We start from the raw sequence: 24,437 nt of genomic DNA on the forward strand, positions 1-24,437 counted from the left end.
ATCGCCTCCGACAGAGAAGCCCCGGAAAGGCAACCATGTACGAACGATTCACCGACCGCGCCCGCAAGGTGATGCAGCTCGCCAATCAGGAGGCGCAGCGCTTCAACCACGAGTACATCGGCACCGAGCACGTGCTGCTGGGCCTCATCAAAGAGGGCAGCGGCGTCGCGGCCAACGTGCTGAAGAACCTCGACGTCGATCTCCGCAAGATCCGCCTCGAGGTCGAGAAGCTCGTCCAGAGCGGCCCCGACATGGTCACGATGGGCAAACTGCCCCAGACCCCGCGGGCCAAGAAGGTCATCGAGTACTCGATGGAAGAGGCCCGCAACCTCAACCACAACTACGTCGGCACCGAGCACATCCTGCTCGGCCTGCTGCGTGAGCAAGAGGGCGTCGCCGCCCAGGTGCTCATGAACCTCGGTCTCAAGCTCGAGGAGGTCCGCGAGGAAGTCCTCAACCTTCTCGGCCACGGCATCGAGGGCGGCGAGGGAACCGAACGCGGCGGGCGTGGCGGCGCCACGGCCGAGGACGACGAAGATTCGGGCGAGCGCAGCGGCCGCAAGGGCTCGCGCAGCAAGACCCCGGCGCTCGACAGCTTCGGCCGCGACCTCACCGAGCTCGCCAAGCAGAAGAAGCTCGACCCGGTGATCGGCCGCGCCAAGGAGATCGAACGCGCGATCCAGGTCCTCTGCCGCCGCACAAAGAACAACCCGGTTCTGCTCGGCGAGGCGGGCGTCGGCAAGACCGCCATCGTGGAGGGCTTCGCCCAACGCGTCGTCGATGGCGACGTCCCCGAGTTGCTGCTCGAGCGCCGCATCGTGGTCCTTGACCTGGCGATGATGGTCGCCGGCACCAAGTACCGCGGCCAGTTCGAGGAGCGGATCAAGGCGGTGATGAACGAGGTCCGCCGCGCCAAGAACACGATCCTGTTCATCGACGAGCTGCACACCCTGGTCGGCGCCGGCGGCGCCGAGGGCGCGATCGACGCGAGCAACGTGCTCAAACCGGCCTTGGCCCGCGGCGAGATCCAGTGCATCGGCGCCACGACGCTCGACGAGTACCGCAAGTACATCGAGAAGGACTCGGCCCTGGCCCGTCGCTTCCAAGAGGTGATGGTCGAGCCCACGAGCCCGGAAGACACCAAGGAGATCCTCAAGGGCCTCCGCGACCGTTACGAGGAGCACCACCGGGTGCAGATCACGGACGACGCGATCGACTCGGCCGTGGAGTTCTCCGACCGCTACATCACCGGCCGCTGCCTGCCCGACAAGGCGATCGACGTGATCGACGAGGCGGGCGCCCGGGTGCGGCTCAAGTCGATGTCCAAGCCGCCGAACCTCAAGGACCTCGACGACGAGGTCGAGGCGCTCAACCGCGACAAGGAAGAGGCGGTCGCCAATCAAGACTTCGAGAAGGCCGCCGCCCTGCGCGACCAGGCCGACAAGCTCAAGAAGAAGAAGCAGACCATCACCAAGGAGTGGCGCGAAAAGTCGCGTGAGAATGGCGGCGTCGTCGACGAAGACGTCATCGCCGAGGTGGTCTCGAAGATGACCGGCATCCCGCTCACGCGGATGAGCACCGAGGACTCCCTGCGCCTGATGCGCATGGAGGAGGAGCTCCACAAGAAGGTCATCAGCCAGGACGAGGCGATCAAGGCGATCGCCCGCGCCGTGCGTCGCAGCCGCAGCGGCCTGCAAGACCCGAAGCGGCCCACGGGCACCTTCGTGTTCGCCGGCCCGACGGGCGTCGGCAAAACGCTGTTGGCCAAGGCGCTCGCCGAGTTCATGTTCGGCGACGAAGAGGCGCTGATCCAGATCGACATGTCCGAGTACATGGAGAAGCACAACGTCAGCCGCCTGATCGGCGCGCCCCCCGGCTACGTCGGCTACGAAGAGGGGGGTCAGCTCACCGAGCAGATCCGCCGCCGCCCCTACGCCGTCGTGCTGCTCGACGAGATCGAGAAGGCCCACCCCGAGGTCTTCAACATGCTCCTGCAGCTCATGGAGGAAGGTCGCCTGACCGACTCCTTCGGCCGCAGCGTCGACTTCCGCAACACGATCGTGATCATGACCACGAACGCGGGCGCCGACGCCATCAAGAACGAGTCGGCCTTCGGCTTCGCCAAGCCGGACGACGACGCCAGCTACGACGGCATGAAGAGCCGGGTGATGGACGAGATCGAGAAGGTCTTCCGCCCCGAGTTCATCAACCGCGTGAACGACGTGATCGTCTTCCGCCACCTCACCGAGGAAAACCTCAAGCACGTGGTCGGACTCGAAGTGTCGAAGGTCCGCGAGCGGCTCGCCGAGAAGGGCTTCACGCTCGACCTCACCGAGGAGGCGAAGGCGTTCCTCGTGAAGAAGGGTTCGAACACGGACTACGGCGCCAGGCCGTTGCGTCGCGCGATCGAGACCTTCATCGAGGACCCGCTGGCCGAAGAGCTGCTCAAGGGCGAGTTCGCCGGCAAGGACACGATCCGCGTGGAGGTCAAAGAGGTCGGCGACAAGAAACAGCTTGTTTTCGAGGGCCTCGTGACCAAGACCGAGGAGCCGGCCGAGCCGGTCGGCGCCGCCGTGGGCGCCGAGGACGACGCCCCCAGCGAGGCGCCGGGCGAAGACCAAGACTGAGCCCCCGCACCCGAAATCTTCACAACCCCGCAACGGGCCGCCCCCACCAGGGCGGCCCGTTTTTTCGTGCGCCCGCACCGCCGGTCTCGGCCCGAGCACGCCCCTGCGCTGGCTCGCGGGGCCTCCGCCGGCGGCCCCTAAGCGCCCCGCCAAGAGGCGGCTAGAATGCGGTCCCCGCGGCGGCTTTGCTTCGCCGCGGCGGCACGTTCACGCACCCGCCATCCCTCCTACCGGTAGCACGATCCCCGCCATGGCAAAGAAGAGCACGCTCGACCGTCCCGCCAAGCACGACACCAGCTTCAAGCGTGTCGCCATCCTGTTCGCCGGCGGCCCGGCCCCGGGCGCCAACGCGGTGATCTCGGCGGCCGCCGTGTCGTTCTTGCGCAACGGCATCGAGGTGGTGGGCGTCAAGCACGGCTACTCGAGCCTGATCGACTACTCGCCCGAGAAGCCGCTCGTCGAGGGCGAGGATTACGTGATGATCGATCACAAGATGCTCAGCCGCACCCGCAACCGGGCGGGCATCATCATCGGCACCGCCCGCGCGAACCCCGGCAAGCTGGTCTCGGCCCCCGAGCACCTCGAAGACCCCGAGCGTTCGGCGCCCCTGAAGAACGTTTACGAGGGCCTGAGCTCGATCGGTGTCGACGCCCTGATCTCGATCGGCGGCGACGACACGCTCAAGACCGCCAACAAGATCAAGATGTACCAGGACCGCCTGCCCGAAGGATCGCACAAGATCCCCGTGGTCCACCTGCCCAAGACGATCGACAACGACTACTGCGGCATCGACTTCACGTTCGGCTACTTCACGGCCGTCGACTTCCTGGCCCGCGAGGTCCGCAACCTGCTGGCCGACGCCGAGGCCAACCGCTGCTACTTCCTCGCCGAGAGCATGGGCCGCAGCGCGGGCTGGCTGGCCTACGGCGTGGCGATCGCCGGCGAGGCGAGCCTGGTTGTCTCGGTCGAAGACATCGCCGGCAAGTACCGCACCACCGAGGAGGTCGACAACCCGGTCACGGGCGAGAAGGAGACCCGCGAGGTCATGAACATGCAGGAGGTCATGCGTCGCGTCGTGCTGACGATGACCACCCGCGAGAAAGAGGGCAAGACTTACGGCGTGATCGTCGTGGCCGAGGGCCTCGCCGAGCTGCTGCCGTACGAGTACATCAAGGGCGTCGGCCGCGACGACCACGGCCACATCCAGATCTCGGCCGTCAACCTGCACGCGTTGTTCAGCAAGCTGATCGCCGAAGAGTACAAGCGTCAGACCGGCAAGAAACGCGACGTCAAACCGGTGCAGCTCGGCTACGAGGCCCGCTGCACCCCGCCGCACGCCTTCGACGTGATGCTCGGCTCGCAGCTCGGCGTGGGCGCCTACCGGGCGTTGGTCGAGAACGGGCTGAACGGCGTGATGGTTTCGGTCGAAGGCCAGCTGCAATTGCTCTACGTGCCGTTCGACGAGCTGGTCGACCCGCAGACGCTGGTCACCGTGGTCCGCTACATCGAGCCCGAGAGCGACTTCCAGTCTCTCACCCGCTTCCTGGAAACCTACGTCAACGAAGAAGACATCGCGGGCTGACGCCAGTGAGGCTGTTGGCTCTTAGCCGTTCGTCAACTGCCAAATGCTAACAGCGAATAGCTTTCCCTACCTTCCCTCCGCTCTGCGTTCCCCAAAGGGGCGTTCCTACCGATGAGCTTCCCCCAACCGTTCTTCCGCTGGCGCCCGCACCCCTGGCACGGGCTCGACCTCGGCCCCGATCCGCCCAAGGTCGTACACGCCTACATCGAGCTCACTCCGTTCGACCGTGTGAAGTACGAGCTCGACAAGCAAACGGGCTACCTGCGCGTCGACCGCCCGAACCGCACGTCGGCCTTCTCGCCCACGCTGTACGGGTTCATCCCGCGGACCTTCTGCGGCAATCGGGTGCAGGCGCTGATGCCCGACGCCGCGGCTGGCGACGGCGACCCGCTCGACATCTGCGTGATCAGCGAGCGGCCGATCACCAATCCGGAGATCATCCTCAACGCCCGCGTGGTGGGCGGCCTGCCGATGCTCGACGGCGGTGAGGCGGACGACAAGATCATCGGCGTGCTCGACAACGACGCCATGTGGGGCGGAGTGAACGACATCACCGAGCTGCCCAAGGTGCTGGTCGACCGCCTCAGGCATTACTTCAGCATCTACAAGGCGCTGACGCCCGAAGAGGCGACCGGCGTGAAGATCGACCGCACCTACGGCCGTGAGCACGCCATGAAGGTGATCGAGGCGGCGATCGCCGACTACGAAGACGTGCACGGCGATTGATCGCGGCATGGGTCCGGCTAGCTGCCGTTTCGGCGCCGTGGGAAAGCACTGGCCAAGAATAGTTCAGAAGCTTGCCTCGTGGCGTTTCGCTGGATTGTTGACGGCCGTTTCCCGCTAGGGAATCGGCCGAAAAACGCAGCGATGCGCCGCGAGCTGACGGATACCACTGCTAGAACGCAGTCGACCTGGTTGAAAACGCCCCCCTGCGGCGCCCAATTATCTTTGTAGCGTCGCTTTCACCTAATTTCGACAATCGCTTTTGGCCAAGCGCGCATAACTCATTTTTGGGCCACGAGCTGTTTTGCCTAAATGCCTAACTGGCAATAGCTTGTGTCAATTGCATCGCCGCGGGCGCCGACTTAGGTCGCGCCCGTTTTTCATTGGCTTGGCTTTTTGGCCGGTCTCGCTTTGCCTGTCTCGCTCTTCGGGAAGGCGGTAAGAAGCTGCGGAGCCCGCGCGCCGGCTCTTATTTCAGCGACATCAAAAGGCCTACCGGGCTGCGGGCGTTTGCTCGGGCCGGGCGCCACCTCCGCAGGGGGGCGCCGCTCTTCGAGCTGTACGCGTGCGAGAGATTGGCGGTCGGCTGGCGGCTTGATAGCAGCCGTCTTATCGGCTCGCTGGAGCCCGCTCAGCGTGTTACCGTGGATGGTCCCGTTGGAACGCCCAAGCTGCGGAACAGACCATGCGTTTCTGCTTTTCGATCATCCTGCTCGCTGTTTTGCTGCTCGGCGCCGCCGCCGGGCAGGCGGCTGCGCACGTGATCGATGAGGCGGTGACGCTCGGCTTTAATGGCTGGCTGGCCCCGTTTGGCGACTCGGGCGCCGAGGAGTACACCGACGTTTGGGCCGAGGGAAATCTGGCCTATCTGGGGACGGTTGGGTCGGGCGTCGCGGTGATCAATCTCGACACGGGCGCCTACGAGAGCGGCGTGCTGAAGAACCCCGAGTTCGTAACCGCCTACGCACCGGCGGGCCACGCCGACTTTCAAGACGTCAAGGTCGACAACGGTATCGGGTACTTCTCCGGCGGCAGCGGCACCGACATCGTTGACCTGTCGGCGGCGTCGGCGCCGGCGCTGCTGACTCGCATCGGCGCCGCCCAGGGAGGATTCCCCAGCACCAAGAACGCGGCCGTGGGCGGCGGCTACTTGTACCAGGTCAGCACGACCTCTTCCGAGATCCGTGTGTTCGACGTTTCCGTGCCCGCGTCACCGAGCCTCGTGCGGAGCATCGACACCAATGACCCCATCGGGCTTCACGACGCGACTCTGCAGGGCGATCGCCTGTACGTGGCGGGCGCCGGCGGCGGATCGTACGTCTACGACGTGGCGGGCGTGGGCGCCACCGAGCCGCTCCTGCAAGTCGCGGCGCCCACGGGCGCAGCGACCTCCTCGGTCTGGCCCACCGCCAACGGCGACAAGCTGGTGGTGACCCACCACGAGCCCGGCGGTGAACTCAGCCTGTGGGACATCGCCTCGACGCCCACGCTCCTCGATTCGCAGAGCGCGGGCGACATGGGGTTCAACAGCTACAGCACCTCCGAGGTCGCGGTTGTCGGCTCACTCGCTTACGTGGCGTGGAGCCAAGGCGGGCTGCAAGTCGTCGATCTCGACAATACCGAAGAGAGCGGCATGCAGCGGGCGGGCTACTACACCATCGTGGGGTCGGGCGCGCCGACGAGCCTGACCGGCGTGCGCAGCGTTTACCCCTTCCTCGGCTGGGACCAAGTGCTGGCAAGCGACACGAAGCGGGGCCTGTGGCGTTTCGACTCGTCGATGCTCAACACGCACCCGGTGGGCGACTACAACCTCGACGGACAGGTCGACACGCTCGACTACGACACCTGGGCTTCGCACTACGGCTCGGCTTCGCCGTACGTCGACGGCAACGGCGACGGCGTGGTCGACGCCGCGGACTTCACCGTGTGGAGAGACGCCTACACCGCCGCCACGGCGACGCCCAGCGCGATCCAGGCCCCCGAACCGACCACCTACGCATTGATTCTGCTCGGCTTGCTAGCCGCTGTGTCTGATAGACGACTCACCTTAGGACGATCCCCACAATGAATCGGACCGTTAAATCGCTTGTTCTGCTGCTCGGCGTCGCGACCCCCTGCGCGGCTCATGCGCAGCAGCTGAAATGGACATGGAACGCGGACGAGTCGCTGGTCAAGAACTCGGGCTTCGGCGACGGGTCGACCGACAGCCCGGCCACCGGCGGCGGCTACGCCTTGTACGACCCGGCCACCAACCTGATGACCGTTTCCTACACTTGGGACGGGCTGCTGACGGACCTCACCAAGCTGCACATGCACGGACCGGCGACCCCGGACCAGAGCAACCCGCAGCACGTGATCGAGACCTTCGGCCCGCCCGATCCGCCCGTGGGCTTGGACCTGCAGACCGGTTCGTACAGGGAGACCTTTGAGCTCGTCACGCTGACTCAGCCGAGCGGCGACCTGCTGCCGAGCGATATCTTGCAGATCATGACGGACGGTCTCGCCTACGTGAATTACCACACCGAGCAATTCGGGACCGGCGAGATCCGCGGCAACCTGGGGCTGCCCACCGTCGTCCCCGAGCCGGCGGGGTTGGCGGTGATGTGCCTCCTGCTGCTGGGGATCGGAGGGCCCGCTCGGTCGCGGGGAGCCGGTCGCAACGGCTAGCGGCGAGCCTGTCGCCGCCCCCCGAGCGTGGCGGCGGGACCGACCGGCTCGCACCGAGGCCGCAGGGCGTCGTCAAAAAAGAAAGGCCCCGAGCAGTCGCTCGGGGCCTTTCTCGTTTCTGGTTCATCAGCCTAGAGGCTCAGTAAAGGTTCAGCCGAGGGGCGTCGCGTTCGGCGACCGAGATCGTGCTGTCGCCGTACGCCTTCTGCTTGGCGAGTTGGCCGTTTTCACCCCACCAGCGCCAGCGGTCGACCAGCTCGCCGCCGGCGTAGTGACCGATGGCGGCCTTCTGGCCATTGGCGTGCCACCAGACCCAGGCGCCGTCTTGCTTGTCGTCGGCGTAGGCGCCTTCGGAGCGTTTCTGTCCGTTGGCGTGCCAGTAGGTGAAGCGGCCGACTTTCTCGCCCATGCGGTACTCGCCTTGCTGCTCGAGCTGACCATTGGGGTGCCAGTGTTGCGACAAGCCATGGCGGACCGCCTCGCCTTGCAGCTCGTACTCGGCGAAGGTGAGCGTCCAAAAGTCGTCGGCGTTCTTCAGCACGGTCTTCGGCTCGAGGTAGCTCTCCACCAGCTTCTTGTTGCGGGTGCGCGGGTGGTTGGCCTTCTTCTCAACGAGCTTGCGTCCGTCCAGGTAAGTGGCGATGCGCTCCATCTCCTTGGCGCCGCCGCGCAGCTCCAGCACATCGCCCACCGGCACGCCGTGCTCGTAGGCTTGCTGGCGGATGATGTCGCCGCCCGGCGACCAGGTGATCGTCACGTCGTGACGCTTGCCGTCTTCGATCGAGACCTGCATCACCTTGCGGTTGTCGGCGTCGAGGATGATCCAAGCGCCGTCGAGCACGCCGTCCGTGTAGGTGGCTTGTGACAGGAAGGGCCCCTTGAACCGATTGAAGGGGAATGACTTGACGGTCTTCGAGGTGCTCGCGTTGTGCCAGCGCTGCCACGGTCCGACACGCTTGCCGTAGTGGTAGCGTCCTTCGGCCGAGACATTGCCCTGCCGGTCGAACATCCGCCACTCGCCGTGGTTGACGTAGTTCTCGTTCTCGTCGAGCGTCACCTCGCGTTCGACCGAGACCTTGCCGTCCGGGAAGCGCTCGCGGATGATCTCCACGCGTCCCGGGGCGCTCGCCGCCGCGGCGAGTGTGGGCTCGTCGCTCACGTAGACCACGCCCGCCTCGGCCGGCTCGTTCAGCACCGAAGTGAGCACGGGGCTCTCGGCATGAGCGAGGGGGGTCAGCAGGAGAGTGCAAACACCCGCCGCGAGGCGTGCTTTGTTCCTTTGGGGGCTTTTCATGTCATCCATCCTTGAACCGGGGGGAAGGGGCGGACATCCTTGTCGGCCTCTTGGAGCCTCGAACATGCTGCGGTGTGAGCGTCGCGTAGGCGGTGCACACATCGGTCGTGGGCCGCCTCGCAAGGTGCGGACGGTTGCGGCCAGACGCACGCTATGAGTGGTATCGGAGCGGCTGCACGGATTATTCGCGACGTTTCGGCGACACAGCGCTCAAGACAAGCGGTCTCCGGCGGCAGGACCTGCACCACCAGACCAACCGGCACAGCTTCTCAGGCCCGGCGCAGCTCATCAGCCCCGGCGCCAGCGGCTGGCGGCGAGCATAGCCCCTAACGCGGTGACCATGATCAGGGCCCGTGGCTCCGGCACGGCTGCCGTCGCGGAGAGTGAAAGGCCGTCGTCCCAGCGGCGCCCTAGGTTGTCGCGCCACAACGTGAAGTCAGCGGCGTCGACCACCCCATCGCCGTTGCCGTCCGCAAAGAGCGGGCCACTGAGGCCCTCCGAGCTGTCGCCGTAGGCGTCGCCCCACGCCGTGTAGTCATCGAGGTCGACCACCCCGTCGCCGTTGTAGTCGCCCGGCAGCGTGACGAACGGATCGGAGAAGAGCGTCGACGTGAGGAACGCCTCGTCGGACAGCGTCTCGAGGAACGCGACCAGGGCGGCCTGCTCATCGGCCGAGTAGCCGAAGCCTCCCGCCGTGAGGCCAACGCTCAGGTTCGGGTTGTCCGCCACACCGCTGCTGTAGTGTTCGACCACCTCTTCGAGCGACTCGAACCGGCCGTCGTGCATGTAGCGGCCGCGTTCGGCGGCGTTTCGCAACGAAGGGACTTTGAACCTACCGGCGCCCGCCCCCGCGTCCGTGTTGGTCTCGTCGAGGCCGATGTTGTGCGCCTTGTCGGTCACCTGGGCGTTGGTGCGGTGGCAGTTCGCGCAGTCGGCGGCGAACAGGGCGTGGCCCTCCGTGGCGAGCGCCGGGTTTTCGATCGTATCGACCGCCGCAAAATTGGGGTCGGCGTTGGGCCCCGGCGCCGTGCGGGCGGCGAGCGCCTGGTCGTATTCCGACTGGTAGCTCGCCATCGCACGAACAAACTGCGCCATCGCCTCCGCCATGCGGTCGCTCGTGACGGCCGAGTCGCCGAACGCCCGCTCGAACAACACCGGGTAGTAGTCGGTCGCTTGCAGCTCGTCGACGAGTTCATCCAAATCGGAGCCCATTTCCACCGCGTCTTGGATCGGCATGAGCACCTGATCTTCGAGCGTGGCGGCCCGCTCGTCCCAGAAAAACCGGCCCGGCTCGTAGTAGCGGGCGTTGGCGAGCGACATCGAATGCCGTCCGGTGAGGCCTCCCTCGAACCCCTCGCTCAGCTCGGCCGTGTCGGTGAAGCCGGTCGACTGCGAGTGACAACTCGCGCACGAGGTCCCGTCGTTGTGGCTGAGACGCTGGTCGTAGAAAAGAACCCGACCGAGCTCGGCCCCGGCGTCGGTGATCGGGTTGTCAGCGGGGGTGTTGTCGAAGCCTTCGATGATCGGCGTCTGAAACCATTGCGGCAAGTCGTCGACGGCGTAGGCGACGTAGCCGGCCGGCGTGTCGCTCAGCGACGGAACGCCGGGCGCCGCCGCGACAACAACGCCCGGCGATAGGCATACAATCCCCGCCGTGACGCGAGTGATCGCGCTTCGCATGATGTGCCTCGTGTTGCTCTGTTGCGTTGCCCCCCGACTTCCAACGAAGCCCCGCCGGCCGCCTCCCTTGGCCCGACAAGCTCTCAACCCCGCAGGCTCAGGCTTGGCGCCGGCTGGGTGTTTGAGAAATCACAAAAAACTGCCTACAAGCGGCTGTCGAGCCACGCAGCGTGACAAAGAACCTCGCCAAGGTGAGAATCAATGCCTTCTCTCACCCCGCGGCAGAAGGCGCCCGCCTAGTCACACACTAAGGCCCCCCCAGCTGCGTGGGTGGGTGCGAACAACGAGCGTTCCTGGGGGAAGCAAGCTCTGTGCAACCGGCAAGGTGAGTTGATAACCCCGAATCAGGCGTGCGAATAACCGCATATTCATGGCATGGCGTGATGCCGCAGGCCGATGCTTCTCGTGCCAAGGAGGAAGTAATGCTCCTAGGCTTGAGAAAAAACGCCCACCTTTCGCGAGGCGCCCACAGGGCAGGAGACGCCTTCGAGCGGCAGCAAGCACACACACGGCTAACCATTCACGACGTCAAGGAGGATGTCCCATGCGCACCTTGCGCCCCCAGCTCAGTTGCGCGGTCGCCGTGCTGATCGCCCTGCAGGCGATCATTCCTGCCCCCGCCCAGGCCGATCACATCTTCGGCCGCCTGGCGCGACTGGTGCATGAGTCGACCTACCACGGCAAGGAGCCCGAGACGTGTGAGGTGGGCGCCATCGAGGACCTGGCCGAGAACATCGACTGGCTCGAGCACCACATCGATCGCTACGGCTCGGTCGTTGCGAAGCAGCCCGACATTTGGGGCGAGGCGCGGCTCACGAAGCACCGCGACGAGTACGAGCGGGTGATGTTCGGCGAGTTGGGGGGATTCGACGTGAGGCTCAACGCCGCGATCACGAGCAGCGACGGGGCGTTCTTAGCGCAGGCCCTGGCCCTGTCGGCGGCGGCGACGGGCGGCACGAGCGTGTCGACCGCCGGGTCGGGCGATCAGGCCAGCGCCACTGCGGTGGTGGCGCAGTTGCCTGCATCGCCAGAGATCAAAGCCGACTTCCAAAAGATCACCGCCCCCACCGGGAGCAAGCTGGCCGACGCGATCAACATCGAACCGACGACACAGCTCGACCAACACGACCGCTACCTGCAGCACCTGCACGAGTTGCGGCGGATCAACGAGGGCGACGACACGAGCGACTCGCCCGGCTACTCGCTCAACCTGGTGCGGATCCCGGTATCGATCCTCCCCGGCAAGATGACCCGCGAGGGCTTCGGCGCCGAGGTGACGGTGACCGCCACCCCGGTGTTGAGCGACGACTTGATGCCGACGACGTTTAGGAATCTGGCGGTGAATGACATCGCCAAAACGCTTCGTCTGCCCTTGGTCAAAGAGGCGGAGAAGCAGCTGTACAGCAAAGGGTCTGGCAAAAAGGTTAGTACTCGTGTTACGGCTTCGCCATTCAGGCAGGTTGCCGCAAGGGCGGTCCCCCAACCGTCACGCCAGGCTGGACAATCTCTTGCTTATTCACAAATACCACTGGTTGTAGGCGAAGAGAATTTAAAGGTCATCAGCCAGGAATTCACAAGCACCTATATGGGAAGGGACGTCCGCTGGAATGGGTGCGACTCCTGCCCCAAAGCAGAAGGCGATTGCCGTGTCGATCTGCTAGACATGCAAAAGTGGCTGACCGTTACGACCAGCGATGCGTACGACTTGCTCGCCGAACCAGCGGGGTTGCGGTTGATGACTTTCCTCGCACGTCCCGAGCACGGGCTCGGGGAGGTCATCCGAGGCAATCAGATCGAATATGACTGGGACACTGCGAGCCGTTACCGCAGCTTCTTCTTCCACAAGCTGAGGCAAATCAAGAAACATCCCGTCGGCATGGATATGCGCGCCGTCGAAAGCGGCTTTGAGGGTTGCTCGATGAACGATGTTTGGGAAGAGGAGTTCTTGAGCTGGCGGTCCGAGGGAGCTAGCGCTCAGAATGCGATCGAAGCGCTTGCCTGGGCGCTAGTCGTGGAGGCGGCTTTGCTGAACGACCGTCTCAACGAAGACGTTCGCAAGCTCGCAGAGGCTAAAAGCGCCTCTCAATTGCTGACGCACCGAAACCACTTGTTCTTCCTTCCCTCGGTAGTCACCGCGCCCAATGCGGGCCTTGAAGACTTACGGGCCGAATACCAACAAGCCTCGGAGGTCTTCCAGGAGTACGTCCGAGTGCGTTGGCCGATCCACGTGTTCGCCATCGACCCGAGCGAACAAGACCAGAACGTGGCCGACGCTTCACGCCGCAAACGCGAGCTGCAGTTCGCGTTGGCTGTCGGCTTTGTCAGCGGCAAGATCGGCGGCAACTCGCTCACGCAGTACTCACGCGAACTGCAGACCACGGTCGAGACGATCTCGCTCAACCGCACGATCGTCGGTTTCGGGCACGGCGCCGACACCTTCGGCTGGCGGTTCTACCCGCGGGTCCAAGCGCTCGACACGCCCGGCACTTTCGGCTCGATCCGTCAAACGCTCATGGGCGTTTCGCGAGACGACGACCTCAAGCACCGGAAGATCGAGTCGGGGCAACGCGAGTGCACGGCTGTGGTGCTGATGCCCTCGTTCATTCCGTACGCCGATTTCGACGTGCGGACCAACTGGTTCAAGCTCACCAACCCCAAGAACTCGGCGCTGACGATGAAGGACAGCGTGCGGCTGAGCCGAGCGATCGCCTCGATGCACCGTTCGCGGGCGCAGTGCGCCGAGTGCCAGCATCAGTACTTGGAGGGCGAGGTCGACCGGCTGATGGCACGCGTAAGACAGCTAGAGCGTGAACTGCCACTGCAATCGATGCGTGCCCAGGTGCCCTACGAGAACACACTCGGCGGCTTCGAGATGTTCAACACCGGGGTGACCGACCTGTCGCCCGAGTTGATCGGCTGGTACGGTGCGCCGGGCGTCGTCGTGAGCGATGAAGCTAATAACCAGTTCACATGCGGGTGCGCCAACAAGTGCCCCGACGACGGCGCCGCCAATACTGCGCCGCTCGTCGAGACGGTCGTCAATCAATCGGGAACGACCAGAACGGTAAGGCCGTACCCGATCTGCAACGGCGAGGGGACGACTCTGTTCCTGGTAGGGGACAACTTCAGCGTACACGACACCAAGGTGATCGCCGGCGGCGTTTGCATCCCTCACGTCCAGCTGGTGAGCCGTGACATTATGAGGGTCACGATCCCGTCGTGTGTCAACACGGTCAAGCTGTGCGAAAACGGCAAGACGAGCGAGTACGTGGCGGTCTACGCCGCCACGCCGTACGGCGTGACCAACCACCTGCACGTGCCGGTGCATGGACGTAAGCTCGACGCCCCAACAAAGACCCTGATTGCGGAAACCATAGAGAGGACGGTTAAATCGGAACTCGGCAAGTTGAAGCTCGCTCCCGTCGAAGTCTATACGGGGCCGGTGGTGGGGGCGCCAACTAAAATCTTGATCGAGGCGAATTGCCTGGACGATACGAGCCAGAAATTATACCTCACGGCTAAGTCCTTACCCGCGATAGCCTACCGACTCGACAACCCCACTTACGTGGGCAATACCGGTTGCTTCAAAGGCTCGTTCTACGACGGCGAATACCGCACCGGGCTTTTTCCGATCCAGCACTGCCAGGTCCATCATGCGGAAGGCGTCATCGGGTCGGACAGCGTGCAACAAGCTCTCTGCCCCGCCTTGCTAAACGAGTTGGCAGTGCGGATCAATCACGCGGATGTCCTCGACGACGGGAAGCACACGATGCGACTGCGGCTGTTCTATGTGCCTTCGCACGCTCAAAGCGGGCCGATGATCAGCGAGATCAGTGTCGAGATCATCCTCGCCGCACCATGCTGCAACACGGTCGCAACGGCAAACGGCTCGGCTCCGCCCCAGGATGACACGAACGCGTCTGCTCCTGCGGTTGAGAGCAGGCTGCTAGAGAACTTGCAGGCACCGCTGGCTGCCCCCACCCTGCAACCAAACACGCCTCAAACTCGCCAAAAAAATGAAGAATTACCCCCGCCGCGCCACGCAAAGGAAAACGTAAGAAAACCCGCAAGCAAATCTGACTGCAACTGTGTGGTCACGCCGCGACGATACGCCCAGCAGGCTTCGCTGGCCTCTCATGGGGGAGCCGCCAGCGGGCGGGTACCGGCCCGATTCGTGCAGGAGTTTGTGCAGGCGCCGCCCGCCAATGCCATCGACGCATCCACGGAGAAGGAACGTTTCGAGCAGCTGTCGAATCAGCTACAGCAGGTGGAGACACGGCTCAACGCCCGCCTCGACGCCAGCCAGCTCCAGCAGAACGCCCTGCGGGGAGCTGTGGAGGGTCAACAAGCAGTCGATCTGCGAGCCGCAGCCCGACAGGCGACCGAACGGCTCGCGACGGCCGGTCAGGAGCAATCGATCGTGAATGTGAATGTGCGCTATCCCAACGTTGCACCGGTTCCACCGCCCAAGCACGATTGGCTCAGCACCAACAACCACCCCATCGTGGGTCAGATGAAGACCCGCACGATGGAGACCTGGCGGAACGTCCGCGATCAGCTGCCGTGCTACTGAGCGACGCGAAGCGGAAGGACGGGGATCTTGTTTGCGGGGCGGGCCGGTTGGGCCCGCCCCCTTTTTTCAAGCGAGACGCTTGGCTCAGAACGCCAGCTGGGTCTGCGCCCGGACCATCAGGCCCGAGTCGCCGGCCACGAAGTCGGCCGTGCTGGTCGTCACCGCGGCGCCCTTCACCGCGAGCACGTCGAGCGAGAACTTGTTGATCAGGTCGTCGCTGCGGCGGCCGAAGTAGTAGTTCGTGCCGAGCGAGTAAACGAGGCTGTCGCCCCGCAGGCCGCTGACCTGCGACATACGGGCGTTCACATCGACCCGCTTGGCGATGAGGAACTTGCCCAACTCGGCGTGGAAGCCGTAGTCGTAGAGCTGGCGGACGGGCAGCGCGCCGTCGGCCTCGAGGCCCTGGATCCAGCGCATGAAGTACTCGCCGCTGAGGCTCCAGCCTTGGTATTTGAGCCCGGCGTCGAACGAGGCGACCATTTCGTGATCGCTGAGCAACCGCACGCCGGGCGCCAGGGCTCCGGTGTCGGAGAGCCGTGTGCCGTCGCTCAGCCGCAGGAAGTTGTCGTCGCCCAACGGGAAGCCGGCGTCGCTGCGGTCTTCGGTGCGGTCGAACAGGAAGCTCGCGCCGAGGCGGACCGCCGGCGTGGCGTGGCATTGGAAATCGACGTCGCTCGTGCCGTAAGCGGCCCACGGCTCGATGTGGCCCGTTAGGGCGATCGCCAAGTTGTCGTCGAGGTCGGCGGGCCTGCGCGTCGAAGTCCTCAGGCCGTTGGTGAGCGAGGCCTGCCAGCGGACGCCGTCGGCCGGTTTGCCCCACAGCCACAGGCCGTCGGAGAAGCCGGGCCGGAAGTACTCGGTCGCCAGCGAGCGGTCGACCATCCGCAGGTGGCGTGACGACTGCAACCACTGCCGCGTGCTGGCGACCTTCCAGCGGCCCATCGCCACTTCGACCGTGTCGGTCAGCTGGTAGGCGAAGAAGTAGAACAGGTTGTCGACGTTCGACGCGCCGTCGCTGTCGCCGTCGAAAGTGATCGCGTAGCGGAGGTCGGGCGAGAGGGCCGTGCCCGACAGGTTGAGCCGCGCCCGCTCGGTGTCGAAGTTACTCCGGTTGCGGATCGTGCGCGTCACGCCGGCCGCGTCGGTCCAGGTCTCGCGGTCGCGGGCGAAGCCGGTGTAGCGCACCTGCAGGCGGGCGCCGGCGTAGATCGAGAAGGGCCGCTCGTCCAGATCCGTGGAGCGGATGAACAATCCCTTGTCGAATTGGACGCCAAGCTCAAATTCGGGCGCCGCATACGTGACCGGTGGACAAGGGCAGGGCGTCTCGCCCTCCAGCCAAGCCGCTTGGTGCACGCCGGCGAAATCTGCCGGCGCGTCGGCCGACTGGGGCGGGGGCAGCCGCACGGGGGCCGTCGCCGCTGCGGCGTGCGCGCAGAACGCAAACGCCAGCATGGCCACCCCCGAGCATAGCCTCCTTGCGCGCATCGCCATCGTTCCCTGTAGCTGCACTTCCCCCAAGCCAGATCCGTCACACGGCGGGCGGCTGTTAAGATCTATCGACGGGGAGCGGTCTTCGGATGAAACGATGTGTGACGCGTGGGGGCGACTAGACCCGCACGGGCAGCCCCGGGGGCGACCTTGCGGACTGGGCAAGCAACGCGGGCCCAGCCGCCGCTAGTGCTAGCTGCCCTAGCCGTCCAAAGAGCCCTTGGTGCTCGGCACGCCGGGCGACCGGGGGTCGGTCTCGGCGGCTTGGCGCAGCGCCCGGCCAGCCGCTTTGAAGATCGCCTCGGCGATGTGGTGGCAGTTGTGGCCGTGGTGCAGCACGACGTGCAGGTTGCACAAGGCGTTGGCCGAGAAGGCCCGCCAAAACTCTTCGACGAGTTCGGTGTCGAACGCGCCGATCTTGTCCGAGGGAAACTCAGCCCCGAACACCAGGTAATGCCGGCCGCTCAGGTCGATCGCCACGGTGGCCAGCGTCTCGTCCATCGGCAGCGTCATCGAGCCGTAGCGGCGGATGCCGCGTTTGTCGCCCACGGCTTCGCGGACGGCTTGGCCGAGGCAGATGCCGACGTCCTCGACCGTGTGGTGATCGTCGACCTCCAGGTCGCCCTTGGCCTCGACGTTGAGGTCCACCACGGCGTGGCGGGCCAGCAGTGTGAGCATGTGGTCAAGGAAGCCGACACCGGTCTCGACGGTCGACTCGCCCGCGCCGTCGAGGTTGAGCTCGAGGCGGATGTCGGTCTCGCCGGTTTTGCGCTGGATCTGGGCGACGCGTTTCATGCTTAGCGGGGCGCCGGTGCGTAAGGCGCCTGTAAAGTGGGGTTTAAGTGCTTCTTGCAATGGTAGCAGACACGCGGGCGGGGGGGAGCGTGGCGCCGCGGGATCGCCCCGGCCGAGAGGGCGGAATCGGAGTGCGTTGGCGTCACAACCGCACGAGACGGTATACTCGGAGGCGTCACTTGTCTCGGCGGCCTGCGGTCGCCACGCCTTGTCCGAGGGAGCGAAGCGATGGTTCCCAAGATCATGAAGCGTCCGGCCCGCTCGACCGAAGGGCCGTTTGCCGGGTCGATCTCGATCGGCCGGCTGGCTCGCAAGTGGGGCGTGCCGCGCCGCCACGTGCGACGGCTGATGCAAAAGGGCCGGCTGCCGTTCATCGAGGTGGCGGGCAAGATCCGTGTGCCGACCGACGCGCTGCGGGAGAACACCTCGTAATTCTCTTTCCCTGAAAGAGAATTACGCTCTAAGCCCAGTCGAGGCCGGTCTCGATCTTCACACGGTCTTCGAAATCGCCCAGCAGCCCGCCGATCACGTCCCACCCGCCGCGGCGGCGGACCTCGATGTCGCCCTGGGGATTCACGCGCACGATGGTCGTGGCCTCGACGCCGGCGGCGCTGAGGTCGTCGTGGTGCAACTCGTCTTCGGCGATAAGCTTGTCGAGCGTCGCGCCGGTCATCTCGATAAACTGCACAGTGACTCCAAGAATAGGTGTGGCCCCAAGAGCGGGTAGCTTAACGCGAGACGGGCTCGGCTGGCAAGCTTGCCAAACGCGCCTGAACCGCGCGGCTCTCCTCGCTGTAGGGAACGCCCACTATGGCGTTCCGAACCCTGGCGGGAGAGCTTGTCCCGGCGCCCGGAACGCCACGGAGGGCGTGCCCCACAGCTAGGGCCGGGCCAGCCGCCGCAAGACTTCCAGCCCGCGGTCGATCGTCGCCATCGGCGCGGCGTAGCTGATGCGGAAGTGGGTGTCGTGGCGGCTGAAGATGCCGCCGGGGATCACGAGCAGCTCGTTCTCGATCGCCCGTCCGACGAACTCGGTCGCCGTGCCGCCGCCCGCCGGAACTTTGGGAAAGACGTAAAACGCCCCGCCGGTGGGCGCCACTTCGTAGCCGGCGTCTTTGAGCCCGGCGAGCAGGTGGTCGCGCCGGTCGCGGTACGACGCGACCAGCGGCTTGAGGTCGACCCCCTCGGCAGCCAGCACCCCGTGCTGCAACGGCTGCGGAGCGCAGACAAACGTGTACTGCTGCAGGGCGATCATCTTGTCGATCACGGCCGAGGGACCGTGGACCCAGCCGATCCGCCAGCCCGTGACCCCGTAGCTCTTCGAAAAACCATCGACAACGATCGTCTGGTCGTTCCACTGGGCCGGGCTCGTGAGCGGGGCGTCGTAGCAGAACTGGCGGTAGATCTCGTCGGAGAGCAGCGCCACATTGTGCTTGGCGGCCAACTCGGCGAGCCCACGGACAACGGCCGCATCGGCCACCACGCCGGTCGGGTTGGCCGGGCTGTTGAGCAGGATCAGCTTCGTGCGCGGCGTGATGGCCGCCTCGACCTTGGCCAGGTCGATCTGGAAGTCGGTCTCGTACGTGTCGACCACCACCGGCACGCCGCCGACCATCGCGCTGAGCGTGGGGTACATGACAAAGTACGGGTCGAAGCAGATCACCTCGTCGCCGGGATCGACCATCGCGAGCATCGCCAGCACCAGCGCGCCGCTCGTGCCGCTCGTGACCAGCAGCTTGCGGTCGGCGTGGTTCCACTCGCCGTCGACTTGCTTCTGGAGCTGCTCACGCAATGCGGGTACGCCTTGGGTGAGGCTGTAGCCGTTGAGGTCGGCGTGGATCGCCTCGCATGCGGCCTCTTTCACGGCGTCGGGCGCCGGGAAGTCGGGCTGGCCGATCGACAGGTTGATCGGATCGTCCATCTTCGCCGCCAGGTCGAAGACCTTGCGGATGCCGGAGCTATCGAAGTGCGCGGTGCGTTCAGCGAGCCAGGGATGAGACATCGAATGCGGATTTCAGAATGCGGAATGCGGATTAGAAACAAGAGCCGGAGGGCCCTCCAGAGGCGGGTAAACTACCCCCCGGAGTGCTTAGCGCGACAGTCCGTGATCGGCTCCCACGTCTGATCGATACCCCCGATGCGTTGATACAGCTCCGCGAGACTCGCAGCCGCCGACTCAAAGAGTTCGTTCAGATCGTCGTGTTTCTGGAGAACAGGGTGATCACGCAGCGCCGTGTCGAGGTAAAGCTCGGTCACGTGAACGCGGTCGAGCAGTTCAAAATAGTGGCCCGGGTTGATCTCGTCGGGCTTGGCGCCGCTGTCGTGCTCGGGCATCGTTGGACCTTGAATTCGGCAGCGGGGGTGAGATGACAGGTCAATCGATCAGCGCGATGGCGACCTCGTCTTCTTCGTCGGCCGCGGTCTCATGGCTGTCGGCCGGCACGATGGCGTCGCCACTCTCGGGGGGCGCCGACTGCACGAGCGCGACCATCGACAGCACGCCGCCGATCGCGACGAGCTGGATGGTGGTGATTTTTTCGCCGTCGACCAATCCCCACAAGAGGGCCAAGACCGGCACCACGTAAGTCACCATGCCGGCGAACAGCGGGCCGCGGTCTTGCACGAGCCGCACGAACATCCAAATCGTGCCCCCCGTGCCGAGGAAGCCGAGCGTGGCGAGCGCCGCCACGGCCACCGGCCACTGGTCGGGCGTCGGCGTGCGGGCCGGCTCGCCGAGGGCGCCCTCCGGCACGAAGCCGCCGAAGGCCAGCGGGGCCAGCGCCGCGGAGGAGATGGCCATCATGACGGTCGACATCGGCGTCGGCGCCGCGTGTTGCAGGTATCGCCTCAGGTACGTGTTGCCCACCGCGTAGCTCAGCGGCACGCTCACCGCGACGAGCAGCATCCACGGCTCGATGCCGCGCGACGAGCCGTCGGCCATCAGGAGCCCGATGCAGACCAGTCCGACCAGCACGCCAACGACCTGCCGCCACGAGGGCCAAATCCCGAGCATCGGCACGGAGACCAGGATCGTCAGCAGCGGGGCGAAGGCGACCATCATGCCAAAGAAGCTGTGGCCGAAGCCTTGGCTGATGAGCAGCGGCTGGGCGACGTACGGGTAGCAGTTCGCGATCAGCGCGACGAACAGCACCTTGGGCAGCTCTTCCTTGCGGAGCCGCGCCTTGCGAGCGGCCAGCCCCCAGATGAGGGCCAGCACCAGGCCGGCGCTCGCCACACGCCAAAAGCCGATCTCCATCGGCCCAAACGCCAGCGTGGCGCGCGACATCAAGAAGAAGTTCGACCCGAACAGCAGGCAGATCAGGGCAAAATAGAGGTGGGCCATACGCGAGCGGGCCGGCTGCGAGAAGGGCAGGGCAAGTGGGGGAAGTCGCCATTCTACCGACATCCCCGCCGCACGTTCAGACCCCGCCGATCCGCGGAGGGTTCGGCCGCAAAACGCCCGGCCCACCAGGCTTGAGAATCAGAGCACGCGCACTTTGAACGTCAGCACGCCGCCTTCGCCAGGCTTGAGGGGCTCGGTGATCTCCCACCTGAGCACCAGCGAGCCGCCCGCGTCCTGCTCGGGCAGGAACTCGGCGTCGACGGTCGACTTGGCCGTCTCCTTCACGTACTCCAGCCGCGTGGTGAGGTGGTCGACGATCGTCACGTTGCCGATCTCCGTGTCGCCCGTGTTGTCGAAGCGGAGCGTGAACTCGACCTCGTCGCCCGGTTGGGCGGCGTCGGTCGAGGCGAGCTTGATGAGCCGCAGCTGTGGGTTGTTGGGCTCGTTGAGCCGGTAGAGCACGCCCGGCTGGCTGGCGCCGAGCATGGCCGAGGTCGCCTTGCCGGAGATCGTCACCTGAGCCGCTTGGTCGCCGCTCCACGTGAGCGCCGCGAGCGCCGAGCGGGCGATCAAAGCCCGCTCCTCGCCGACGATCTCGCCGAGGTGAACGATGTGCAGGTTGGCGTAAGGACCGACCAGGCCGATCGTCTCGGCCAACGCGACCAGGCTCTCGGCCTCGCCCGCCTGCTGGCGGCCGCGGTACACGTTGGCGGGGTCTTGGCCGTAGCCCTCGACCAGGGCGAGGTTCTGCAGCGAGCTGGTCGGCTCGAGCCGCTCGTCGGCCACGGCGGCGATGCGGTCGTCGTTCACGGCGCCGACGAACATCCGCTGCTGCGCGCCGAGCGGATTCACCACCTGCCGCACCGCGGCGAAACGCGGGGCGTAGATGCAGACCTTGTTGCTCGGCGTGACGACCGTGCGGCCGTCGAGCGTGTCGTAGTGGGCGACCGTGTCCTCTTGCTCGAGCCCGGCGATCGACCAGTCGGCGCGGACGCCGACGGGCGAGGCGTCGTCGCCGCCGTCGCACAGGTACTCGTCGGCCTTGGCGCCGGGCGGGGCGACCACGCGGCAGACCGTGCCGCCGTTGTTCACGTCGTAGGCGACGCGCAGGTCGGCGTCGCTGGCCGTGGCGCCCTGCTCACAATCGCACGCGACGAGCCGGATCTCCGATTGGTGGGTCGGCGGCGTCGGCCCTTCGGCGCGAGCGTTGGTGGCCCACAGCGCCACGACCGCCAGCAAGGCGGCGCAAGGCTTCGTCGATTTGGCGAGAATGAGAGATGGCATGCGAGCAACCGTTCGGTGCGTGTCGGCCAGGATCAGTAAGTCCACACGGGCGCCGGTTCCGCGGGCTCAGGCGCGGGCGGGAGCCCTTGGTAGCTGGTGTCGAAATCGTCGCTGTCGACCACCGGGCCTTCGCTGGCGGGGTAGCCGTAGTACGACTCGTACGGCGTTTCCGATTCGCCCGAGGCCGACCGCGAGTAGTGCTGCACGGGCGGGGCGTGGAAGCCGAACGCTGGGTTGGCGCCCACGGGTGCACGGCTGCCGATCCGCAGGATCGCGATCGGTCGGCCGAGCTGGTCGGCCAGCACCAGCGGGTCGTCGCCCGGGCGGGCTTCGAACCACGCTTGTTCTTCGCTCTGCTCGACCGGCAACGCGGTCGTGGGGTCCTCGACGTAGATCACCCGCGTGACGAACGCCCCGCGGGCGGCCATCTGCAATTCTTCGCTGGTGAGCTCGACCGGCACGGGGAACTCGAGTTCCTTGCCGGGCGGCGGTGAGAGGTGGTCGATGAGCTCGACCGAAGGGTAGACTTCGACGTCCGGATAGTTCGGCACGCCGGAGACTTTGAAGCGGTAGACGGGGCCGATCGTTAGACCGACCAACAGCCGCTCGGCGTGCGGCGAGGAGAAGCCCCCGCCGGGCGCCATGTCGGAGGCCGCGGCCCCCGAGGGCAGCCGGAGCTCCACCGGTTGGGTGGGCCCGGGCTGCTTATAAACTGACAACGGTCCGCCTCTCAGGAGTCGCTGGCTACCAATCGCTCCCGGAGGGATGACGCCGGCATGGAGCCAGTGTCGGTCGTTCGTCTGCGCCGAGAGAGGTCGGCTCAGCGCTGCGAACGCCAACATCGCCATCATCGCTTTGCCCGCGACTCTCGCTCGCCCGGAGGCGAGGATTCTGAAAAGGCGGACCGTTGTCATGATATCGTTCAATCAATCGTGTTGTCGTGTCAGCTGATAGGTCACCCCGAGGCGGATGCCCCGGGCTTACATCTCGCACCCGCACGACCCGTCGTCGCACCCGCAGCCGCTGCACACGGCGCTCATCTGCTGGATGGCGGACTTGATCGGGCCGGGCACCGAGCTGTTGAAGATCCGGGCCGGCGCTCTGTGCACCTCGTCGACACGGACATTGTTCACAGGCTTCGGGTAATTCATGCCGGGACGCTGCTTGACCGAGATCATCATCTGCTCGGTCGGCCCTGGCATGTGGACCCGGGTGCGGTTCTTCATCACGTGCCGCTTCAAGCCGGCGGGCGAGCCGAGCGGGATGTGCGGCGGGCCTGGCAGCCCGATCGGCGTGCCGGTGTAAGGCATGCCGTACTGCGGGCCCATGCCGGCCATCATGTGCGGCGGCATCGCGGGCGGGGCCATGCCGGCCGTGGGCATGCCCATCGGCACGTTGGCCGGGCCGCCGTAGGCCTGGCCGCCGTAGGCCTGGCCGCTGGGGCAACCGCCCTCGCAGCCGTCGCTGTACTGAGCCGGGGTCACACCCTCTTGGTAGCCGCCCGAGACGCCGAGGTCCTTGTTGCCGATCCGCAGGATCGCCAGGATCGAGCCGCGACGGTCGGCCTCGCTGATCGGGTCAACGCCCGGGTCGAGCCGCGTGCTCACCAGCGTCTCGACGCCGGAGAGAGCCAGCTCTTGGAATTCGGGGTCCGGCAGGTAGATCACCTTCGTGACGTAGTTGCCGCTCGTGACCTGGTCGAGGTCTTCCTCGGTGAACTGCACGGGCACCGGGGCGTGGGCCAAGTAGGCGTCGGTGCGCGGGGTGACAGGCGCCACCTCGAGCGTCGGGTAGAGCGTCACTTCGGCGCGGCCCGGGATGTTCTGCAGCTTCAGGCGGTAGATCGCCCCCTGCGGGAAATCTTGCCGGCTCGGCACGAACAGCGGGGCCGAGTCGAACATGCCGGCCTGGTGAACGTCCCAGCTGATCTGCATGCCGTCCGAGCCGACGAAGGCGATCTGCGTGGTGGCGCCGGCGGAGGCGGCGCCGGCGGAGTAGCCGCCGCCGTAGCTCGTGTCGTAGTCGCCCGAGCAGGCGCCGCTCTCGCAGTACTGGACCTGCTCGATCTTGTTCTCCGAGAAGCTCTTGAGCTCACGCTCCGACTCGTACAGAACACCCCCCGCGTCGGCGTAGCCGCCGGGGCCGTACGTGCCGGGCTGACCCATTCCGGGCCCCATCGGCGCCGCGGGCGGGATCACGCCCGGACCGGGCCCTCCGACTCCGGGGCCGGGGTGCATCATTTGCTGAGCGGGCGGCAGGTTGTAACCCACCTGACCACACCCGGTCGCCAGCAGCGGCAGCAGCAATAACGAATTCACAAACCAATTCCTGACGCGCATTGTTTCCCCCCTAATGCGTGATCGGGCCGCCGACCCGCACGG

Annotated in this window: 18 protein-coding genes; 7 read left to right on the forward strand and 11 right to left on the reverse strand. The window is 65.8% G+C overall.

Translation table 11 applies throughout. The annotated features are described in order from the left end of the window. The first annotated feature begins 35 nt into the window (after positions 1–35). The 5 genes from Mal64_RS16055 to Mal64_RS16075 all read left to right on the forward strand — a co-directional run bounded on the left by Mal64_RS16055 (position 36) and on the right by Mal64_RS16075 (position 7,599). Positions 36–2,627: an ATP-dependent Clp protease ATP-binding subunit gene (locus Mal64_RS16055; protein ID WP_146402084.1), complete on the forward strand. Its 2,592-nt coding sequence runs from the start codon at positions 36–38 to the stop codon at positions 2,625–2,627. Positions 2,628–2,877: 250 nt separating this feature from the next. Further along, positions 2,878–4,209, forward strand: a complete 1,332-nt coding sequence (locus tag Mal64_RS16060; RefSeq protein WP_146402086.1) for a 6-phosphofructokinase — start codon at positions 2,878–2,880, stop codon at positions 4,207–4,209. 111 nt (positions 4,210–4,320) lie between these two features. Further along, positions 4,321–4,935, forward strand: a complete 615-nt coding sequence (locus Mal64_RS16065; RefSeq protein WP_146402088.1) for an inorganic pyrophosphatase — start codon at positions 4,321–4,323, stop codon at positions 4,933–4,935. Between the two features lie 682 nt (positions 4,936–5,617). Further along, a complete protein-coding gene (locus Mal64_RS16070; RefSeq protein WP_146402090.1) occupies positions 5,618–7,000 on the forward strand; it encodes a hypothetical protein in 1,383 nt (460 codons plus the stop codon). Beyond that, on the forward strand, positions 6,997–7,599 hold the full coding sequence (locus Mal64_RS16075; RefSeq protein WP_146402092.1) for a CHRD domain-containing protein: 603 nt from the start codon (positions 6,997–6,999) through the stop codon (positions 7,597–7,599). The genes Mal64_RS16070 and Mal64_RS16075 overlap by 4 nt, the downstream gene beginning before the upstream one ends. Positions 7,600–7,738: 139 nt before the next feature. On the opposite strand, the gene Mal64_RS16080 is transcribed toward Mal64_RS16075, so the two are convergent. Together Mal64_RS16080 and Mal64_RS16085 are read right to left on the reverse strand one after the other, a co-directional pair. Beyond that, positions 7,739–8,893, reverse strand: coding sequence for a toxin-antitoxin system YwqK family antitoxin (locus tag Mal64_RS16080; RefSeq protein WP_197525820.1), 1,155 nt, complete (start codon positions 8,891–8,893; stop codon positions 7,739–7,741). Between the two features lie 288 nt (positions 8,894–9,181). Next, entirely contained in the window at positions 9,182–10,573 is a 1,392-nt protein-coding gene (locus Mal64_RS16085; RefSeq protein ID WP_146402096.1) for a cytochrome c peroxidase, read from the reverse strand. A 544-nt stretch (positions 10,574–11,117) separates the two neighbouring features. Between Mal64_RS16085 and Mal64_RS16090 the strand changes: the two genes are divergently transcribed. Then, positions 11,118–15,146 (forward strand): hypothetical protein, encoded by a 4,029-nt coding sequence (locus tag Mal64_RS16090; protein WP_146402098.1) that lies wholly within the window; start codon positions 11,118–11,120, stop codon positions 15,144–15,146. 84 nt (positions 15,147–15,230) lie between these two features. On the opposite strand, the gene Mal64_RS16095 is transcribed toward Mal64_RS16090, so the two are convergent. Further along, positions 15,231–16,598 carry a porin gene (locus tag Mal64_RS16095; RefSeq protein WP_197525821.1) on the reverse strand — a complete coding sequence of 456 codons (1,368 nt, stop codon included), beginning with the start codon at positions 16,596–16,598 and terminating at the stop codon, positions 15,231–15,233. A 237-nt stretch (positions 16,599–16,835) separates the two neighbouring features. Beyond that, positions 16,836–17,429, reverse strand: coding sequence for an imidazoleglycerol-phosphate dehydratase HisB (gene hisB / locus Mal64_RS16100; protein ID WP_146402102.1), 594 nt, complete (start codon positions 17,427–17,429; stop codon positions 16,836–16,838). Positions 17,430–17,657: 228 nt separating this feature from the next. On the opposite strand from hisB, the gene Mal64_RS16105 reads away from it, so the two are divergent. Then, positions 17,658–17,861, forward strand: coding sequence for a helix-turn-helix domain-containing protein (locus Mal64_RS16105; protein WP_146402104.1), 204 nt, complete (start codon positions 17,658–17,660; stop codon positions 17,859–17,861). A gap of 28 nt (positions 17,862–17,889) precedes the next feature. On the opposite strand, the gene Mal64_RS16110 is transcribed toward Mal64_RS16105, so the two are convergent. The 7 genes from Mal64_RS16110 to Mal64_RS16140 form a co-directional block, all read right to left on the reverse strand. Then, positions 17,890–18,117 carry a hypothetical protein gene (locus tag Mal64_RS16110; RefSeq protein ID WP_146402106.1) on the reverse strand — a complete coding sequence of 76 codons (228 nt, stop codon included), beginning with the start codon at positions 18,115–18,117 and terminating at the stop codon, positions 17,890–17,892. Positions 18,118–18,309: 192 nt separating this feature from the next. Beyond that, the gene (locus Mal64_RS16115; RefSeq protein WP_146402108.1) at positions 18,310–19,431 is read right to left on the reverse strand and encodes a pyridoxal phosphate-dependent aminotransferase; all 1,122 of its coding nucleotides are present in this window, start codon (positions 19,429–19,431) and stop codon (positions 18,310–18,312) included. Between the two features lie 71 nt (positions 19,432–19,502). Beyond that, positions 19,503–19,763, reverse strand: coding sequence for a hypothetical protein (locus Mal64_RS16120; RefSeq protein WP_146402110.1), 261 nt, complete (start codon positions 19,761–19,763; stop codon positions 19,503–19,505). Positions 19,764–19,803: 40 nt separating this feature from the next. Next, entirely contained in the window at positions 19,804–20,772 is a 969-nt protein-coding gene (locus Mal64_RS16125; protein ID WP_197525822.1) for a DMT family transporter, read from the reverse strand. A gap of 138 nt (positions 20,773–20,910) precedes the next feature. Then, the gene (locus tag Mal64_RS16130) at positions 20,911–22,056 is read right to left on the reverse strand and encodes a DUF11 domain-containing protein (RefSeq protein ID WP_146402114.1); all 1,146 of its coding nucleotides are present in this window, start codon (positions 22,054–22,056) and stop codon (positions 20,911–20,913) included. 32 nt (positions 22,057–22,088) lie between these two features. Then, complete coding sequence (locus Mal64_RS16135; RefSeq protein WP_146402116.1) at positions 22,089–22,775, reverse strand: hypothetical protein; 687 nt, start codon at positions 22,773–22,775, stop codon at positions 22,089–22,091. 261 nt (positions 22,776–23,036) lie between these two features. Next, positions 23,037–24,374 carry a hypothetical protein gene (locus Mal64_RS16140; protein WP_146402118.1) on the reverse strand — a complete coding sequence of 446 codons (1,338 nt, stop codon included), beginning with the start codon at positions 24,372–24,374 and terminating at the stop codon, positions 23,037–23,039. Positions 24,375–24,437 lie beyond the last annotated feature (63 nt).

Origin of the sequence: Pseudobythopirellula maris (assembly GCF_007859945.1) — a bacterium.
In the GTDB taxonomy this organism is placed as follows: Bacteria; Planctomycetota; Planctomycetia; order Pirellulales; family Lacipirellulaceae; genus Pseudobythopirellula; species Pseudobythopirellula maris.

Coding starts and splice junctions, on each gene's coding strand:
- Mal64_RS16055 (WP_146402084.1), top strand. CDS start 36: ATGTACGAACGATTCACCGACCGCGCCCGCAAGGTGATGCAGCTCGCC.
- Mal64_RS16060 (WP_146402086.1), top strand. CDS start 2,878: ATGGCAAAGAAGAGCACGCTCGACCGTCCCGCCAAGCACGACACCAGC.
- Mal64_RS16065 (WP_146402088.1), top strand. CDS start 4,321: ATGAGCTTCCCCCAACCGTTCTTCCGCTGGCGCCCGCACCCCTGGCAC.
- Mal64_RS16070 (WP_146402090.1), top strand. CDS start 5,618: ATGCGTTTCTGCTTTTCGATCATCCTGCTCGCTGTTTTGCTGCTCGGC.
- Mal64_RS16075 (WP_146402092.1), top strand. CDS start 6,997: ATGAATCGGACCGTTAAATCGCTTGTTCTGCTGCTCGGCGTCGCGACC.
- Mal64_RS16080 (WP_197525820.1), bottom strand. CDS start 8,893: ATGAAAAGCCCCCAAAGGAACAAAGCACGCCTCGCGGCGGGTGTTTGC.
- Mal64_RS16085 (WP_146402096.1), bottom strand. CDS start 10,573: ATGCGAAGCGCGATCACTCGCGTCACGGCGGGGATTGTATGCCTATCG.
- Mal64_RS16090 (WP_146402098.1), top strand. CDS start 11,118: ATGCGCACCTTGCGCCCCCAGCTCAGTTGCGCGGTCGCCGTGCTGATC.
- Mal64_RS16095 (WP_197525821.1), bottom strand. CDS start 16,598: ATGCTGGCGTTTGCGTTCTGCGCGCACGCCGCAGCGGCGACGGCCCCC.
- hisB (WP_146402102.1), bottom strand. CDS start 17,429: ATGAAACGCGTCGCCCAGATCCAGCGCAAAACCGGCGAGACCGACATC.
- Mal64_RS16105 (WP_146402104.1), top strand. CDS start 17,658: ATGGTTCCCAAGATCATGAAGCGTCCGGCCCGCTCGACCGAAGGGCCG.
- Mal64_RS16115 (WP_146402108.1), bottom strand. CDS start 19,431: ATGTCTCATCCCTGGCTCGCTGAACGCACCGCGCACTTCGATAGCTCC.
- Mal64_RS16120 (WP_146402110.1), bottom strand. CDS start 19,763: ATGCCCGAGCACGACAGCGGCGCCAAGCCCGACGAGATCAACCCGGGC.
- Mal64_RS16125 (WP_197525822.1), bottom strand. CDS start 20,772: ATGGCCCACCTCTATTTTGCCCTGATCTGCCTGCTGTTCGGGTCGAAC.
- Mal64_RS16130 (WP_146402114.1), bottom strand. CDS start 22,056: ATGCCATCTCTCATTCTCGCCAAATCGACGAAGCCTTGCGCCGCCTTG.